The 14892-nt window shown below is 68.4% G+C and carries 11 protein-coding genes; 5 read left to right on the forward strand and 6 right to left on the reverse strand.

The genetic code is table 11. The annotated features are described in order from the left end of the window. Positions 1-17: 17 nt before the first annotated feature. Positions 18-221 (reverse strand): DUF465 domain-containing protein, encoded by a 204-nt coding sequence (locus H4O10_RS14265; RefSeq protein WP_005411823.1) that lies wholly within the window; start codon positions 219-221, stop codon positions 18-20. A gap of 90 nt (positions 222-311) precedes the next feature. Here H4O10_RS14265 and ttcA point away from each other — a divergent pair, with 90 nt between their 5' ends. The 3 genes from ttcA to H4O10_RS14280 are packed head-to-tail and all read left to right on the forward strand — an operon-like array spanning position 312 to position 3013. Further along, entirely contained in the window at positions 312-1232 is a 921-nt protein-coding gene (gene ttcA, locus H4O10_RS14270; RefSeq protein WP_171956739.1) for a tRNA 2-thiocytidine(32) synthetase TtcA, read from the forward strand. Positions 1233-1268: 36 nt separating this feature from the next. Beyond that, positions 1269-2174, forward strand: coding sequence for a recombination-associated protein RdgC (locus H4O10_RS14275; protein WP_005411825.1), 906 nt, complete (start codon positions 1269-1271; stop codon positions 2172-2174). Positions 2175-2233: 59 nt separating this feature from the next. Continuing rightward, positions 2234-3013, forward strand: coding sequence for a SprT family zinc-dependent metalloprotease (locus H4O10_RS14280; protein ID WP_033834578.1), 780 nt, complete (start codon positions 2234-2236; stop codon positions 3011-3013). A gap of 402 nt (positions 3014-3415) precedes the next feature. Here H4O10_RS14280 and H4O10_RS14285 read toward each other — a convergent pair whose 3' ends face one another. Next, on the reverse strand, positions 3416-4282 hold the full coding sequence (locus H4O10_RS14285) for a methylglyoxal synthase (protein ID WP_033834579.1): 867 nt from the start codon (positions 4280-4282) through the stop codon (positions 3416-3418). Positions 4283-4449: 167 nt separating this feature from the next. Between H4O10_RS14285 and H4O10_RS14290 the strand changes: the two genes are divergently transcribed. Next, complete coding sequence (locus H4O10_RS14290; RefSeq protein ID WP_049432634.1) at positions 4450-6858, forward strand: response regulator; 2409 nt, start codon at positions 4450-4452, stop codon at positions 6856-6858. On the opposite strand, the gene H4O10_RS14295 is transcribed toward H4O10_RS14290, so the two are convergent. From H4O10_RS14295 to H4O10_RS14305, 3 genes are all read right to left on the reverse strand, one after another. Then, a complete protein-coding gene (locus H4O10_RS14295) occupies positions 6844-8289 on the reverse strand; it encodes an FAD-dependent oxidoreductase (protein WP_033834580.1) in 1446 nt (481 codons plus the stop codon). The genes H4O10_RS14290 and H4O10_RS14295 overlap by 15 nt on opposite strands. Positions 8290-8374: 85 nt before the next feature. Continuing rightward, positions 8375-12829 carry a glutamate synthase large subunit gene (gltB, locus tag H4O10_RS14300; protein WP_049455035.1) on the reverse strand — a complete coding sequence of 1485 codons (4455 nt, stop codon included), beginning with the start codon at positions 12827-12829 and terminating at the stop codon, positions 8375-8377. Between the two features lie 174 nt (positions 12830-13003). Continuing rightward, entirely contained in the window at positions 13004-13393 is a 390-nt protein-coding gene (locus H4O10_RS14305) for an I78 family peptidase inhibitor (RefSeq protein WP_005407509.1), read from the reverse strand. A gap of 111 nt (positions 13394-13504) precedes the next feature. On the opposite strand from H4O10_RS14305, the gene H4O10_RS14310 reads away from it, so the two are divergent. Continuing rightward, positions 13505-14560, forward strand: coding sequence for a DNA topoisomerase IB (locus tag H4O10_RS14310; RefSeq protein WP_049455033.1), 1056 nt, complete (start codon positions 13505-13507; stop codon positions 14558-14560). On the opposite strand, the gene H4O10_RS14315 is transcribed toward H4O10_RS14310, so the two are convergent. Next, entirely contained in the window at positions 14538-14846 is a 309-nt protein-coding gene (locus H4O10_RS14315) for a hypothetical protein (protein ID WP_005407511.1), read from the reverse strand. The two genes, H4O10_RS14310 and H4O10_RS14315, sit on opposite strands and share 23 nt — an antisense overlap. Between the last annotated feature and the right edge of the window lie 46 nt (positions 14847-14892).

The raw sequence follows: 14892 nt of genomic DNA on the forward strand, positions 1-14892 counted from the left end.
ACCCACCAGGACGGTCTTTAGGCCGGTTCGTCGGGAATCTGCAGGCTTTCCAGCCTGGCAATGCAGTCCTTCAACTGCAGCTTGCGCCGCTTCAGGCGCTTGGATTCCAGTTCATCCTCGCCGTTGGCGGCCATGCGGGTGATCTGTTCATCCAGCAGGCGGTGCTCGGCGCGCAGGGCGGCGAGGCGTTCGACAATCTCGGCGGGGTCGTAGGTATCCACGGCTTCGAGGATACACAGCGATGATGACCGCCGGGAGAGGGGAATCCCGACCCCCGGCCGTGGCCGCTCCGAGCCGTTAGAATGGAGCCCATGAGTGCCGTGATTTCCCTCCCCGATCCCCAGCCGCGCGCCGCCCGCGATCCGCGCGTGGCCGAGCGCGAGCAGCACAAGCTGGCCAAGCGCCTGCGCCGCCAGGTCGGCGAGGCGATTGCCGACTTCGGCATGATCGAGGCCGGCGACAAGGTGATGGTCTGCCTGTCCGGCGGCAAGGACAGCTACACCCTGCTGGACGTGCTGCTGCAGCTGCAGAAGAAGGCGCCGGTGCCGTTCGAGCTGGTGGCGGTGAACCTGGACCAGAAGCAGCCGGACTTCCCCGAGCACGTGCTGCCGGAGTACCTGGCCGGGCTGGGCGTGCCGTACCACATCATCGAGCAGGACACCTATTCGGTGGTCAGCCGGGTCATCCCGGAAGGCAAGACCATGTGTTCGCTGTGCTCGCGCCTGCGTCGTGGTGCGCTGTACAACTACGCTGAGACCCACGGCTTCACCAAGATCGCGCTGGGCCACCACCGCGACGACATGGTGGCCACGTTCTTCATGAACCTGTTCCACCACGCCAAGCTGTCGGGCATGCCGCCGAAGCTGCGCAGCGATGACGGCAAGCATGTGGTGATCCGGCCGTTGGCCTACGTGCGCGAGAGCGACATCGTCGACTACGCGCAGGCACGCCAGTTCCCGATCATTCCCTGCAACCTGTGCGGCAGCCAGGAGAACCTGCAGCGCCGCCAGGTCGGCCTGATGCTGAAGCAGTGGGAGAAGGACCACCCGGGCCGCATCGAGCAGATCGCGCGCGCCATGGGCGAAGTCCGGCCCTCGCAGCTGGCCGACACCACCCTGTTCGACTTCATGGCGCTGGGCCGTCGCGACGACGCGCCGCTGCCTGACGCCCATGCCTGGCTGGCCGGTTCCCCGGCCGACGCCGACGCAGATCCCGAGACGCCCACCGTTTAAGGTCGGTCGCCCTTCCTCTTTGCCATCCGGAATTCCATGTTCTTTCGCAACCTGACGTTCTTCCGTTTCCCGACCACCACCGATTTTTCCGAAGTCGACACGCTGCTGCCGCACGCCCTGCTGAAGCCGGTCGGCGCACTGGAAATGAATTCGCGCGGCTTCATCTCGCCGTTCGGCCGCGAGGAGAAGGAACTGCTCTCCCACCGCATCGCCGAACACCTGTGGCTGACCGTGGGCGGCGAGGACAAGATCCTGCCGGCGGCGGTGGTCAACGACCTGCTCGAGCGCAAGCTGGAGGAGATCGAGGAGAAGGAAGGCCGCCGCCCGGGTGGCCGCGAACGCAAGCGGATGAAGGACGACCTGCTGCATGAACTGCTGCCGCGCGCCTTCGTGAAGTCCTCGCGCAACGACGCCTTCATCGACCTGCAGCACGGTTACGTGGCGGTGGATACCTCCAGCCGCAAGACCGGCGAGTACTTCATGTCCGACATCCGCGGCCTGCTCGGCAGCTTCCCGGCGATGCCGCTGAACGCCGAAGTCGCGCCGCGTTCGATCCTGACCGGCTGGATCGCCGGCGAGCCGCTGCCGACCGGGCTGAGCCTGGGCGAAGAGTGCGAGATGAAGGACCCGGTGGAAGGCGGCGCGGTGGTCAAGTGCCAGCACCAGGAACTGCGCTGCGACGAGATCGACAAGCACCTGGACGCCGGCAAGCAGGTGACCAAGCTGGCGCTGATCTTCGAAGACAACCTGTCCTTCGTCATCGGCGACGACCTGATCGTGCGCAAGCTGAAGTTCCTCGACGGTGCCCTGGACCAGCTGGAGCATGCCGACGAAGACGGCCGCCGCGCCGAGTTCGACGCCCGCTTCGCCCTGCAGAGCGCCGAGATCCGCCGTCTGTTCCTGTTGCTGGAAGAAGCCTTCAAGCTCAGCAAGGCTGACTGAACAGGCAGCCCGACGGCCGCCGGTCATCCGGCGGCCCGAAGCGGCGCTATGCTGGGCGCATGAGCCGTCTGCTGCGCCGCCTGATCAGCCCGACCCCGCCCGCCACCGTACAGCGCGACACTGTTCGCCTGCGCCTGGAGGATGCCGAGATCGAGGTACTGCGCGTGCGTGATCCGCGTGCGCGCCGGATCAAGCTGAGCGTGGACGAACGCGGTGCACGCCTGACCCTGCCGCCGCGCGCAAGCCTGGTGATGGGCGAACGCTTCCTGGAACAGCACCGCGACTGGCTGGCACTGCAGCTGCGCCAGTACCAGGGCCAGGACCTGCCGGCACCGCTGCAGCCGGGCGAAGACGGCGTGCTGCCCCTGCGCGGCGAACTGTTGCCGCTGCGCTGGCAGGAAGGCCGCTACGCGCGCCTGGAGATCGACGCACACGGCGCCTGCGTGCAGTGGCCGACACGTGGTGGTGACGCCACCCTGCGTCGCCTGCTGCGCGAGTTCTACGAAGCACAGACCCGCGCCGACGTCGGCCGCTGGCTGCCGAAGTACCTGCCCACACTGCCGCGCGCACCCAGCCGCCTGCGATTGAAGGTGATGTCCTCGCAATGGGGCTCGCTCGCCCCCGATGGCAGCATGGCACTGGACCTGGCCCTCGTGCTCGGTCGTTCGGAAGCGTTCGAGTATGTGCTGGTGCACGAGCTCTGCCACCTGATCCAGCCCAACCACTCGCCCGCGTTCTGGCACGAAGTGGAACAACGCTTCCCCGCCTGGCGCGAACAGCGCGACTACTTCCAGCTGGAAGGCCGCCGACTGAAGGCGATGCTGCGGCAACTGCTGTAGCGCCAGCGCTACAGGAGTTGCCCACGCATTCTTCCTCTACCCCCGCCTTCGGCGCGCCCCTTCAACAGAAGGGGCTTCACTCCAGAGCGTGTGCTGAGCGGTCGAGCAAGCCCGATGCTGCGCAAAGAATGGGCATTCCCCACCATGGCAACGCGCCATGGAGCGCGCGCAGCGCGCGACCCGCGCCTGCTCTTCTTTTCTTTCTTCCGTGGTGGGCACACCGGAATCGGTCCGTGGCCGGGCGGGGTGGGTTGCGCAGGGGCGTGAGCCGCATGGATGCGGCGACCGAGCTTACAAGGACGTACTTGCAGCGACCCCTGCGCAATCCACCCCGCCCGGCCAAGCAGGGCTTTGCCTTCGGATACCACCCACCACGAGGGACTCAGCCGTTGGCCGAAATCCTCACCTCGCCCGCAACGCCGCCGCCGCCGCCCAGCGCGCCGCCACCCGCGGCGCCGTAATGCACACCGCCTGGTCGGTCACCGTCGTCACCGCGCGCTCCAGCAGCTGGATATCCGCCTCATGCTGGCGCGCCACGTGCGGATCCTCGAAGAAGATCGCGCGCTGGCAGCGCCCTTCCAGTACCCGGTCGGCAATCTGCGCATCGCCGCCCATCGGGCCGCTCTGGTAGCGCGTCACCCAGGGCGTATCGCTGGGCCAGCCACGGCTCCACGCCAGCTCGTTCAAGCGCTGGCCGGTGGTTCCGGTTGCCACCCGCTCACCGAACCGCGCCAGCACATCGAAGTGCTCATCGGCGAAGGCCAGCATCGCCGGCTTCATCGCGTCGTGCGCGATCAGCGCCAGCGTCTGTCCTTCGAACGCATGCAGGTCGTCGGCGCCAGCATCGGCAACCAGTCCGGCATGGATGCGTTCCACCTCGATCCAGTCGCGCGCGGTGGCCACGGTGGAAATGAAAGGCTTGCCGTGGATCACGCACTGCCGCTTCAGCGCCGTGGCTTCCGGAAACACCGAGGATGGATCGACCGGATCGATCAGGTAGACCGCGCCATCCAGTGTCCGATCCGGCCCCATGCCAACCACCTCGGCCACCAGCTTCATCAAGCCACCCTCGCGACCGTAGGGGTAGCGATGCAGGCCCGCGTATCCGGTCAGGAAGCCCTGACGCTGTATCGCGTCATGGGTGCGGCCGACCGCGTGCAGCGACACGCCCAGCTCGCGCAGGCCGGGTTCGCTGACGCGCAGCCAGCGGAACAGGGCGGCGCGCGCGTCGTGGTGATGGAGACGGTTGGCAGCCAGGCCGATGCGCATCGAATGCTCCGCAGAGACGGGTGAAAGCGGCAGTGTATGTCGCCATTCACCTATCTTGGCGTTTCTACAACTTTCTTCATTGCGCCCCGTCCACGCGCCGCTAGCGTAAGAGGCAGCGGTACCGCTGCGCGGCCGTTCATTCCGCCCGCCAGAAGAGGATGCCCATCGTGAACGCCGCTGGCCTGCGTGCCGCCACCGCGGTCGTGGCCGGCCTGCTGTTGCCTGCCCTGGCCGCCGCTGCGGATTGCAGGACGCCGCTGCGCATTGCCTGGCCCGCCGACCGCGCGCCGTTGTCCTCCAGCGAGCAGGGCCAGCCGCGCGGGCTCAGCGCGCAGTACCTGAAGCTGCTGGGCGCGCAGCGACCACTGCAGATGCAGCCATTGCCAACCGCCGCCATCGCCGAGGGAACGGTGCCGCCCGACGTCCAGGCACTGCTGGGCTGGTCGCGCTCGCAGTTGCCGACGGGGTGGGTGGCCAGTGCGCCCTACGTGCAGCTGCCACAGGTCATCGTGCGGCGCCGGGATGCATCGCCGGTGCTGGGTCTGGAGGCGTTGCGCGGAGGCACCGTGGCCAGTCCCGACCCGCTGTCGCTGGTCGGGGCGCTGACCGAACAGGCATCTGGCGTGCAGCTGTTGCCCCCCGCCCCCATCGACGACGCCCTGTCACTGCTGGGCACGGGCCTGGTCGATGCCGTGGTCGCCAATCTTGGAGAGGTCGAGGCCGCGTTGCGCCACTATCGGGGCGAGCCGCTGGTAATCGCTGCGCCGGCCGGAATCGACGACGCGCCGGTGCTGGCCACCGTGCCCGCCTGCGCCGACGTCATCCCGGTGTTCGAGCGGGCCGTGTCGCAGCTGACCGCGAACGAACGCGAGGCGATCCGCACGGCCTGGCTGCCGAACCAGCCGCGACACCCGCCCCCTGCGTCCCCCCTGCGCTGGCTGGTGCCGGCCTCGCTGACCCTGCTGGCGCTCATGCTGGTGTACGCCTTCGGCTATTGGCGCGTGCATCGCGAGAGCGAGCGTCGCCGCGTGGCTGCGCAACGCCTGCAGGAGGTGACCTCGAACCTGCCAGCGGTGGTCTATCAGGCGCGTCGCTCTGCCACCGGCCACTACAGCTTTCCCCAGATCGCAGGCGACGTGCAGGCGTTGTTCGGAATCAGCGTGGAAACCGCCCTGATCGATCATCAGCGCCTGCTGGCAGCGGTTCATCCCGATGATCGCTCGCGGCTGATGGACACCGTCGACGCCGCTGCCCTGGCGCGGGGCCCGATCGATGTCACCTTCCGCACGCGCTCGCCACTAGGCTGGCGCTGGGTCCACTCGCATGGACGGCCGCTGTCCCTGGACAGCGGCGACGTCGAGTGGAGTGGCTACTGGATCGACGTAAGCGGAGTGCAGGCGCGCACCCATGCGCTGGCCGAGGCGCGCCGTGCGGCCGAGCAGGCAGCGCTGGCCAAGGCCCACTTCCTGGCAACCATGAGCCACGAGATCCGTACGCCGATGAGCACCCTGCTGGGCATGCTCGAGCGGTTGGAGGACAGCGATCTGGATCATCGCCAGCAACAGGTCCTGGTGACCGTGGGTGATGCTGCCCAGATGCTGCGGCAGATCCTGGACGACGTGCTGCACAGCCAACGGCTGCAGGCACTGCCGCTGCAGCTGCGACCCACGAGCTTGGCGGCACTGGTGCGCGCGGTGCAGCAGTTGCTGATGCCGGTGGCGGCCAGCCGGGGCCTGCATCTGCGGATCGAACTTGATCCGGAATTGCAGGCCGGATCGCTGGCCGACGGCCTGCGTCTGCGCCAGATCCTGTTCAACCTTGCCGGCAACGCGCTCAAGTTCACCGAGCATGGCGGCGTGGATCTGCAGGTGCAGGTGCTGCAGCAGCACGATCGCGGCCAACGTCTTCGCCTGCAGGTCAGTGACAGCGGGGTGGGCATCAGCCCGGAACGGCAACAGGCGGTGTTCGCTGCCTACACCCAGGCCGAGGCATCGACAACGCGCCGTTTCGGCGGCAGCGGCCTGGGCCTGGCGATCTGCCGTGAACTGGCTGCATCGATGAAAGCAGAACTGTGCCTGCGCAGCGCGCCAGGCAAGGGCACCACCGTGTGGCTGGAACTGGATCTGGACGCCTGTGAGTTGCCTGCCGAGGCATTGCCGCTTCCGGCAGAGGCGGCGCGGCCACTGTCGTCGGCGCGGGTGCTGGTAGCTGAAGATCACCCCACCAACCTGCATCTGCTGGAGCAGCGCCTGCATGATCTGGGTCTGCAGGTGCACGCCTGCACCGATGGTCGCCAGGCCTTCGAGGCCTGGCAGGCGCGGGCGTTCGACCTGGTCATCACCGACTGCCACATGCCGCACATGGATGGCTTTGCCTTGGCACGGGCCATCCGCGCCGACGCCTGCGCGGTTCGCGCGCAGGTCCCGATCATCGCGCTCACGGCCAGCGCGCTGGATCGCACCCGCGAGGCCTGCCGCGAAGCGGGCATCGATCATTTCCTGGCCAAGCCGGTGGCGGCGCAGGAACTGCGGGGCTTGCTGGCCGTGCTGCTGGCGCCGGAATCAGTGCGCCAGTAGGCGGATGATGCTGGCGGCGGCGTCGCGACCTTCGGCCACGGCGGTCACCACCAGGTCGGCGCCACGCACTGCGTCACCGCCGGCGAACAGACGCGGGTGCGCGGTCTGGAATGGCAGGCGGTCCTTGCCGCCAGCCACGATGCGGCCGTTGGACCGGCCTTCCACGCCGTGCTCGGCCAGCCACGCCGGCACGGTTGGCGAGAAGCCGAAGGCGATGATCACCACATCGGCCTCCAGCAGCGATTCGCTGCCGTCGATCGGCACCGCATTCTGGCGGCCATTGGCATCGGGCTCACCCAGCCGGGTTTCGACCACGGTCACGCCGATCACCTCATCGTCGGCGCCGGCTTCGATCGACAGCGGCTGGCGGTTGAACAGGAAGCGCACGCCTTCCTCGCGCGCATTGGCCACTTCGCGCGCGCTGCCGGGCATGTTGGCTTCGTCGCGGCGGTAGGCACAGGTGACCTTGGCCGCGCCCAGCCGCACCGCGCTGCGCACGCAGTCCATGCCGGTATCACCGCCGCCCAGCACCACCACGCGCTTGCCGTTGAGGTCGGGCAGGGCGATGCTGTCTTCCCAGCCGGCAATCGGCCGGCCCTTCGGATCATCGCCGCCGACGATGCGGCTGTTCTGCACCAGGAACGGCAGTGCCGGCAGCACGCCCTTCAGGTCCTGGCCGTCGAGGCCACCGTCGGTATAGCGGTAGGCACCGGTACCGACGAACACCGCATCGTGGCCGTCCAGCAGCTGCTGCACGCTGAGGTCACGGCCGATCTCCACACCGAGGCGGAACTGCACGCCCATGCCCTCGAGCACTTCGCGGCGGCGGTGGATCACATCCTTGTCCAGCTTGAAGCTGGGAATGCCGAACTGCAGCAGGCCGCCGATCTGCTCGTAGCGGTCGTAGACCACGGCGGCAATGCCGGCGCGCGCCAGACGGTCGGCACAGGCCAGCCCGGCCGGGCCGGCGCCGATCACCGCCACGCTGTGGCCGGTCGGCTGCACCGCGCCCAGGTCCGGGCGCCAGCCCGTGGCCAGCGCGGTATCAACGATGTACTTCTCGACCGCGCCGATGGTGACTGCGCCGAATTCCTCCAGTGTGCAGCTCCCTTCGCACAGCCGGTCCTGCGGGCAGACCCGTCCGCACACTTCCGGCAGCGGGTTGGTGCTGTGGCACAGCGTGGCCGCTTCGTGGATGCGGTTTTCCTGCACCAGCTGCAGCCACTGTGGAATGGCGTTGTGCACCGGGCACTTCCAGCTGCAGTAGGGGTTGCCGCAGTCCAGGCAGCGACCGGCCTGGTACTGGGCATCTTCCTTACCGAACTTGCCGTACAACTCACCCCAGTCGCCGGACGTGCGCAGTTCCACCGGAATGCGCTGCGGCATGCTGCGGGGCAGGTCGAGGAACTGGAAGGCGTGCTTGCGGCTCATGGCGGGCTCTGTGGTGTTTTGCGGTTGCCGGCCAGCGGCCGGCACTACGTGGTCCTGGGTTGCCGGCCAGCGGCCGGCACTACCGTTACGCGGCGCGTCGCAGGGTTTCGGTCAGCGACTCGATGCTGGCGGCCTTCGGTTTGACCAGCCAGAACTTGCCGATGTAATCGCGGAACTCGTCCAGGATCTGCTGCGCCCAGATGCTGCCGGTCAGCTCGCGGTGGCGGCCGATCAGGCGGTGCAGGTGCTGGCGGTAGTTCTCGAAGCCCTCGGCGGAGACGCGATGGATGTCGATCAGCTCGTGGTTGTAGCGGTCGACGAAATCGCGGTCGACGTCCAGCACGTAGGCCAGGCCACCGGTGAAGCCGGCACCGAAGTTCAGGCCGACCTTGCCCAGTACCAGCACCACGCCGTCGGTCATGTACTCGCAGCAGTGGTCACCGGCACCTTCCACCACCGCCAGCGCGCCGGAATTGCGTACCGCGAAACGCTCGCCGGCGCGGCCAGCGGCGAACAGCTCGCCACCGGTGGCGCCGTACAGGCAGGTGTTGCCGATGATCGCGGTGCTGCGCGCTTCGAAGCGCGCGCCACGCGGCGGGCGCACCACCAGGCGGCCGCCGGCCATGCCCTTGCCGACGTAGTCGTTGGCTTCGCCTTCCACTTCCAGATGCAGGCCGCCCACGTTGAACGCGCCGAAGCTCTGCCCGGCACTGCCACGGAAGCGCAGTTCCAGCGGTGCCTCGGCCATGCCCTGGTTGCCGTGCGCGCGCGCCACCGCACCGGCCAGGCGCGTGCCGATGCTGCGGTCGGTGTTGTGGATCAGGAAGCGATGCTCGCCGCCGCGCTTGTGTTCGATGGCTTGGGCAAGCAGGCCGTCCATCTGTGTGGCCAGGCTGTCCGGCGATTCGTACAGGCGCTGGGCGGCGCAGTGGCTGCCCTCGTAACGGGCATCGGCCAGCAGGCGCGACAGGTCCACACGCACGCCATCGCGGGGCGCGGCCTCGATCTGCCGCAGCAAGTCGGTACGGCCGACGATCTCTTCCAGCGAACGTGCACCCAGGTACGCCAGCCAGCCGCGCACTTCCTCGGCCAGCAGGCGGAAGAAGTTCTCCACGCGTTCGGGCTGGCCGGTGAAGTGGTTCTCGCGCAGGCGCTCGTCCTGGGTGGCCACGCCGGTGGCGCAGTTGTTGAGGTGGCAGATACGCAGGTACTTGCAGCCCAGCACGATCATCGGCGCGGTGCCGAAGCCGAAGCTGTCCGCGCCCAGCAGCGCGGCCTTGACCACGTCCAGTCCGGTCTTCAGGCCACCATCGGTCTGCAGCAGGGTGCGCCCGCGCAGGTCGTTGGCCAGCAGCGCCTGGTGCGCTTCGGCCACGCCCAGCTCCCACGGCACGCCGGCATAGCGGATCGAGCTGACCGGCGAGGCTCCGGTGCCACCGTCATGGCCGGAGATGGTGATCAGGTCGGCACCGGCCTTCACCACGCCGGCGGCGATCGTACCCACGCCGGCATGGCTGACCAGCTTCACCGACACCAGCGCGGTCGGGTTGACCTGCTTGAGGTCGTAGATCAGCTGCGCCAGGTCTTCGATCGAATAGATGTCGTGGTGCGGCGGCGGCGAGATCAGGCCGATCCCGGGCCGGGCATAGCGCAGGCGCGCGATCAGTTCGTTCACCTTGTGGCCCGGCAGCTGGCCGCCCTCGCCGGGCTTGGCGCCCTGCGCGACCTTGATCTGCAGCACTTCGGCGTTGACCAAGTACTCAGCGGTGACGCCGAAGCGGCCCGAGGCGACCTGCTTGATCTTGCTACGCTTTGCGGTGCCATAGCGGGCGGGATCCTCGCCGCCTTCGCCGGAATTGCTGCGGCCGCCGAGGCGGTTCATGGCAATGGCCAATGCTTCATGTGCTTCCGGCGACAGTGCGCCCAGGCTGATCGCCGCAGTATCGAAGCGCGGGAACAGGGTACTGGCCGGAGCCACCTCTTCCAGCGCTACCGGCGTGGCCGCCGGCACCAGTTCCAGCAGGTCGCGCAGCGCCGACGGCGGCCGTGCGTGCACGGCATCGCAGTACTGCTGCCAGGCACGCGGGTCACCGCTGCGCGCCGCGCGCTGCAGGGTGGTGACCACGTCCGGGTTGTACATGTGGTACTCGCCGCCGTGCACGTACTTCAGCAGGCCGCCCACGTCCACGTCCTGCTGCGCGTCCCAGGCCTGCACGCACAGCTCGCGTGCGTCGGCATCCAGGCGCGCGAAGCCAGCACCACCGATGCGCGAGGCGGTATCCGGGAAGCACAGGTCCACCACTTCCGGTTCCAGGCCGATGATCTCGAACAGCTGCGCGCCGCGGTAGCTGGCCACGGTACAGATGCCCATCTTCGAGATGATCTTCGACAGGCCCTTGTAGACACCCTTGCGGTAGCGGCGGCCGATCTGCGACTGCTCACCGCCCTTGCTCAGCTTGAGGATGCCGCGGCGGCCCAGGTCGAACAGGGTCTGGTAGGCCAGGTACGGGTATACCGCGGTGGCACCGAAGCCGAGCAGGCAGGCCATGTGGTGCGGGTCGCGCGCGGTGCCGGTCTCGACGATGAGATTCACGTCGCAGCGCAGGCCCAGCCGCGACAGGTGGTGATGGATGGCACTGGTGGCCAGCAGCGCATGCACCATCGGCCGCCCGGCCACCGGGTAGCGGTCGGACAGCAGCAGCATCACCATGCCATCGCGCGCGGCCTGTTCGGCCTCGGCACAGATGCGCTCGATGCCGGCGCGCAGGCCCTCGTCCTCGCTGTAGGACAGGTCGAGTAGGCGGTTGGCCTGCACGTACTGCTCCATCTTCAGCAGCTGGCGCAGCTTGCGCTGGCTCAGCACCGGCGAGTTGAGGATGACGTGGTTCACCGTCTCCGGGCCGGCATGGAAGATGTTGGTCTCCTTGCCGAGCTGGGTGGACAGGGACATCGCGCAGTCTTCGCGCAGCGGATCGATCGGCGGGTTGGTGACCTGCGCGAAGGCCTGGCGGAAATAGTCGTACAGCGGGCGGCTGCGCTGGCTCAGCACGGCTATCGGCGTGTCGTCGCCCATCGAGCCGCTGGCTTCCTGCTCGGTCTCGGCCAGCGGCCGCAGCACCTGCTCCACTTCCTCGCTGCTGAGCTGGTAGAGCTTGTGGTAGCTGCGCAGGGTGGCTTCGTCGAAGGGTTCCTCCACCAGCGAGGGATCGATCAGCTCGGTCTGCAGGTAGGTGACGCCCTGCTGCAGCCACTGCTTGTACGGCGCACGGCCACGGTTGATGCGGTCCACCGCGTCGGAGTCGAGCAGGTCGCCGCGCTTGAGGTCGATGGCGACCATCTCGCCGGGGCCGAGCTTGCCCTTGCGCACCACGCGCTCGGTTGGCACTTCCCAGACGCCGGCCTCGGAGGCGACCAGGAAGTGGCGGTCGGCGGTCAGCATCCAGCGCGCCGGGCGCAGGCCGTTGCGGTCCAGCGTACACACCGCATAGCGGCTGTCGCAGGCGACGATGCCGGCCGGGCCATCCCACGGCTCGCTGTTCAGGCCGTGGAACTCGTAGAACGCGGCCAGGTCCGGGTCCTTGAACTCCAGCGACTGGGTGGCCGGCGGCACCAGGATGCGCAGCGCCTGGATCAGCTCCATGCCACCGGCGACCATCAGCTCCAGCATGTTGTCCAGGCTCTGCGAGTCCGAGCCGTGCATGGAGATCACCGGGTCGAATTCGGCGATGTCAAAGCGCGGCGTCTTCCACACCTTGCTGCGCGCCTGCGCCCAGCGGCGATTGCCTTCGATGGTGTTGATCTCGCCGTTGTGGGCGAGCATGCGGAACGGGTGGGCGAGCGGCCAGCGCGGCAGCGTGTTGGTCGAGAAGCGCTGGTGGAACACGATCGCGCTGGAGGCCAGCTCGCGGCGCTGCAGGTCCGGGAAGAAGCGGCTGAGCTTGTCCGGCAGCACCATGCCCTTGTAGCTGATCGCATCCGGGGTGAGGGTGGCGACGTAGAAGTCGGCCTGTTCGCGCAGTTGCTGTTCGCTGCGGCGACGGGCCAGGAACAGCGCCAGTGCGAAGCCGGCATCATCCTGGCCAACCCCGGCATCGACGAACACCTGCTCGATGCGCGGCAGCGTGTCGCGCGCCAGTTGGCCGCAGACGCTGTCGTCGGTCGGTACCTCGCGCCAGCCAGCGACCTTGCAGCCCACCGCTTCCACCTGCGCCTGCAGCTGCGCGCGGCAGGCCTGCGCAGCGTCGGCGTCATGCGGCAGGAATACCAGGCCGGCGGCGAAACGCGCGGCGGTGGTGAAGCCGGCTTCGCTGGCCAGCAGTTTCAGGAACGCATCGGGGCGGCGCAGCAGCAGGCCGCAGCCATCACCGGTCAGGCCATCGGCGGCGACACCGCCACGGTGGGTCATGCGCGAAAGCGCGGCGATGGCGGTATCAACCAACAGGCGCGATGGTTGATCGTCGAGCTGGGCGACCATGCCAAAGCCACAGGCATCGCGCTCGGAGCGCGGGTCGTAAAGCCCTTGGCGGTTGCGGGGGGCCATCTCTACCTCGATGCGTATAGGGTTGGCGGCGACACTCGTCCCCGCTCATTCCCTGGAGCGCATCGTGAGGCCACCGGATGCCTCGACTAGATCACAGGTTGCTGCAACGCCGCAATACACGGTTGCAGGTGCAACGGAACGCGCCGGCAACCCAGTGCCGGCGCGGGGCGGGACTCAGCCGCAACGCACGCCGCTGACGGCGCCCTTGTCGTCCACTTCGATGTTCAGGCGGTCGCCGAGGAACTCCATCGTGGCCACATCATTGGGCTTGAGCACGCGCACCTGGCTGGCACCTGCATCTTCCTGTGCCTGCTTGCCGAGGGCATCGGTGTAGGCCTGGCCGACCAGGCTCTGTACCTGGCTGGCATCGCAGGTGCCGACCGGCGGAGCCTCGGTAGCCTTGCCGGCGTCGTCGGCCGGCGCCTTGGCTGCTTCGGCGGCCTGCTGGGCGTGGGCGGTGGCCGAATCCTGTTCATCCAGCGCCGGTGCCTGGCAGGCGGTCAGGGCCAGCACGGCCGGCAGCAACAGGGCGGAGAGCGAACGGGCGCGAATCGGGAACGACATCATGACTCCGGAAGGGGTTGTGAAGACCCGAGCATAGCGGCGAACCGGCCCTCACGTGTTTGTCTTGTGTTATCGACAGGATCGCGGCATGGCGACGGCGACACTGGAGACATGCCAACTCCCTCCACCCCCGAACGACAGGCAGCGCGCGCGGCCGGCCTGCGCTATGTCGACGACACCCAGCCGGGCATCAGCCGGCGCCGCGCCGGCAAGGGCTTCAGCTACCGCGATGCTGATGGCCACGCGATACGCGACGCCACCACCCTGCAACGCATCCGCGCACTGGCGATCCCACCGGCCTACACCGCGGTGTGGATCTGCGTCCATGCCAACGGCCACCTGCAGGCCACCGGTCGTGATGCGCGCGGTCGCAAGCAGTACCGTTACCACCCCGATTGGGCCCGGGAGCGCGATGCCGGCAAGTTCGACCGCATCATCGCCTTTGGCGAGGCGTTGCCTACGCTGCGGCGGCGGCTGTCGCGGGATCTCAAGCGCCCCGGTTTCCCGAAGGAGAAGGTGCTGGCCATGGTGGTCGCACTGTTGGCGGACACGCTGGTGCGGGTCGGCAATGAGACCTATGCGCAGCAGAACCGTTCGTTCGGACTGACCACACTGCGAAACCGGCATCTGGAGCTGCTGCGCGGTGGCCGCGTGCGCATGCGCTTCCGTGGCAAGTCCGGGCAGCTGCAGGAGGTCACCGTGGGCGACCGCAGGCTGGGGCTGCTGGTGCGGCGCCTGCAGCAGCTGCCGGGGCAGGCCCTGTTCCAGTACCGCGATGACGACGGTGCGCTGCAGCCGGTCGACTCCGGCGCGGTGAACGACTACCTGCGCGAGGTGATGGGCGAGGACTTCACTGCCAAGGATTTCCGCACCTGGGGCGGGACGGTTGCGGCGGTGCAGGCGTTCGCCGCCACCGAACTGCCGGAACCGGCCAGCCAGCGCGCACTGGCGCAGGCGCAGCGCGCGGTGGTGTGCGAAGTGGCGTCGCTGTTGGGCAATACCCCGGCGGTGTGCCGCAAGGCCTATATCGACCCCTGCGTGTTCGCCGGCTGGGAGCGCGGCGAACTGGCCACGCTGGCCGGCCTGCGTGGGCCGCGCCAGTGGGAACAGGCGACCCTGCGCGTGCTGCGCAGGGCGCGCCGGCTCAGCCGCAGTAGATCGCGGTGATGTTGTTGGTACGGCCCTTTTCGATGGTCAGGCGGTCGCCGCCTTCGCTGGCCGGCGGCACCCGCGGGCCGTCGTGGCGCAGCACCCGTACGTGCAGGCTGTCGCTGTCCACCCGTGCGCGTGCGACGGTGGCGTCCGACGCGGCCAGGCCAAGTGCACCGCGCACCCTGTCGCTGTGGCACTGGCCGGAAATCACACCGTCGATCGGCTGTACCTGGGCCACCGGTGTGCTGCTGCAGGCGGCGAGGGCAAAGCAGACGGCGGCGGTGGCGATGGCGTGTTTCATGAAGGCGTTCCTTGTGTGATTGCGTGCAGGGTGCGACGGCGCACGT

The organism is Stenotrophomonas sp. I18B00994 (genome assembly GCF_014145825.1).
GTDB lineage: Bacteria > Pseudomonadota > Gammaproteobacteria > Xanthomonadales > Xanthomonadaceae > Stenotrophomonas > Stenotrophomonas maltophilia.

Coding starts and splice junctions, on each gene's coding strand:
- ttcA (WP_171956739.1), top strand. CDS start 312: ATGAGTGCCGTGATTTCCCTCCCCGATCCCCAGCCGCGCGCCGCCCGC.
- H4O10_RS14275 (WP_005411825.1), top strand. CDS start 1,269: ATGTTCTTTCGCAACCTGACGTTCTTCCGTTTCCCGACCACCACCGAT.
- H4O10_RS14280 (WP_033834578.1), top strand. CDS start 2,234: ATGAGCCGTCTGCTGCGCCGCCTGATCAGCCCGACCCCGCCCGCCACC.
- H4O10_RS14285 (WP_033834579.1), bottom strand. CDS start 4,282: ATGCGCATCGGCCTGGCTGCCAACCGTCTCCATCACCACGACGCGCGC.
- H4O10_RS14295 (WP_033834580.1), bottom strand. CDS start 8,289: ATGAGCCGCAAGCACGCCTTCCAGTTCCTCGACCTGCCCCGCAGCATG.
- gltB (WP_049455035.1), bottom strand. CDS start 12,829: ATGGCCCCCCGCAACCGCCAAGGGCTTTACGACCCGCGCTCCGAGCGC.
- H4O10_RS14305 (WP_005407509.1), bottom strand. CDS start 13,393: ATGTCGTTCCCGATTCGCGCCCGTTCGCTCTCCGCCCTGTTGCTGCCG.
- H4O10_RS14310 (WP_049455033.1), top strand. CDS start 13,505: ATGCCAACTCCCTCCACCCCCGAACGACAGGCAGCGCGCGCGGCCGGC.
- H4O10_RS14315 (WP_005407511.1), bottom strand. CDS start 14,846: ATGAAACACGCCATCGCCACCGCCGCCGTCTGCTTTGCCCTCGCCGCC.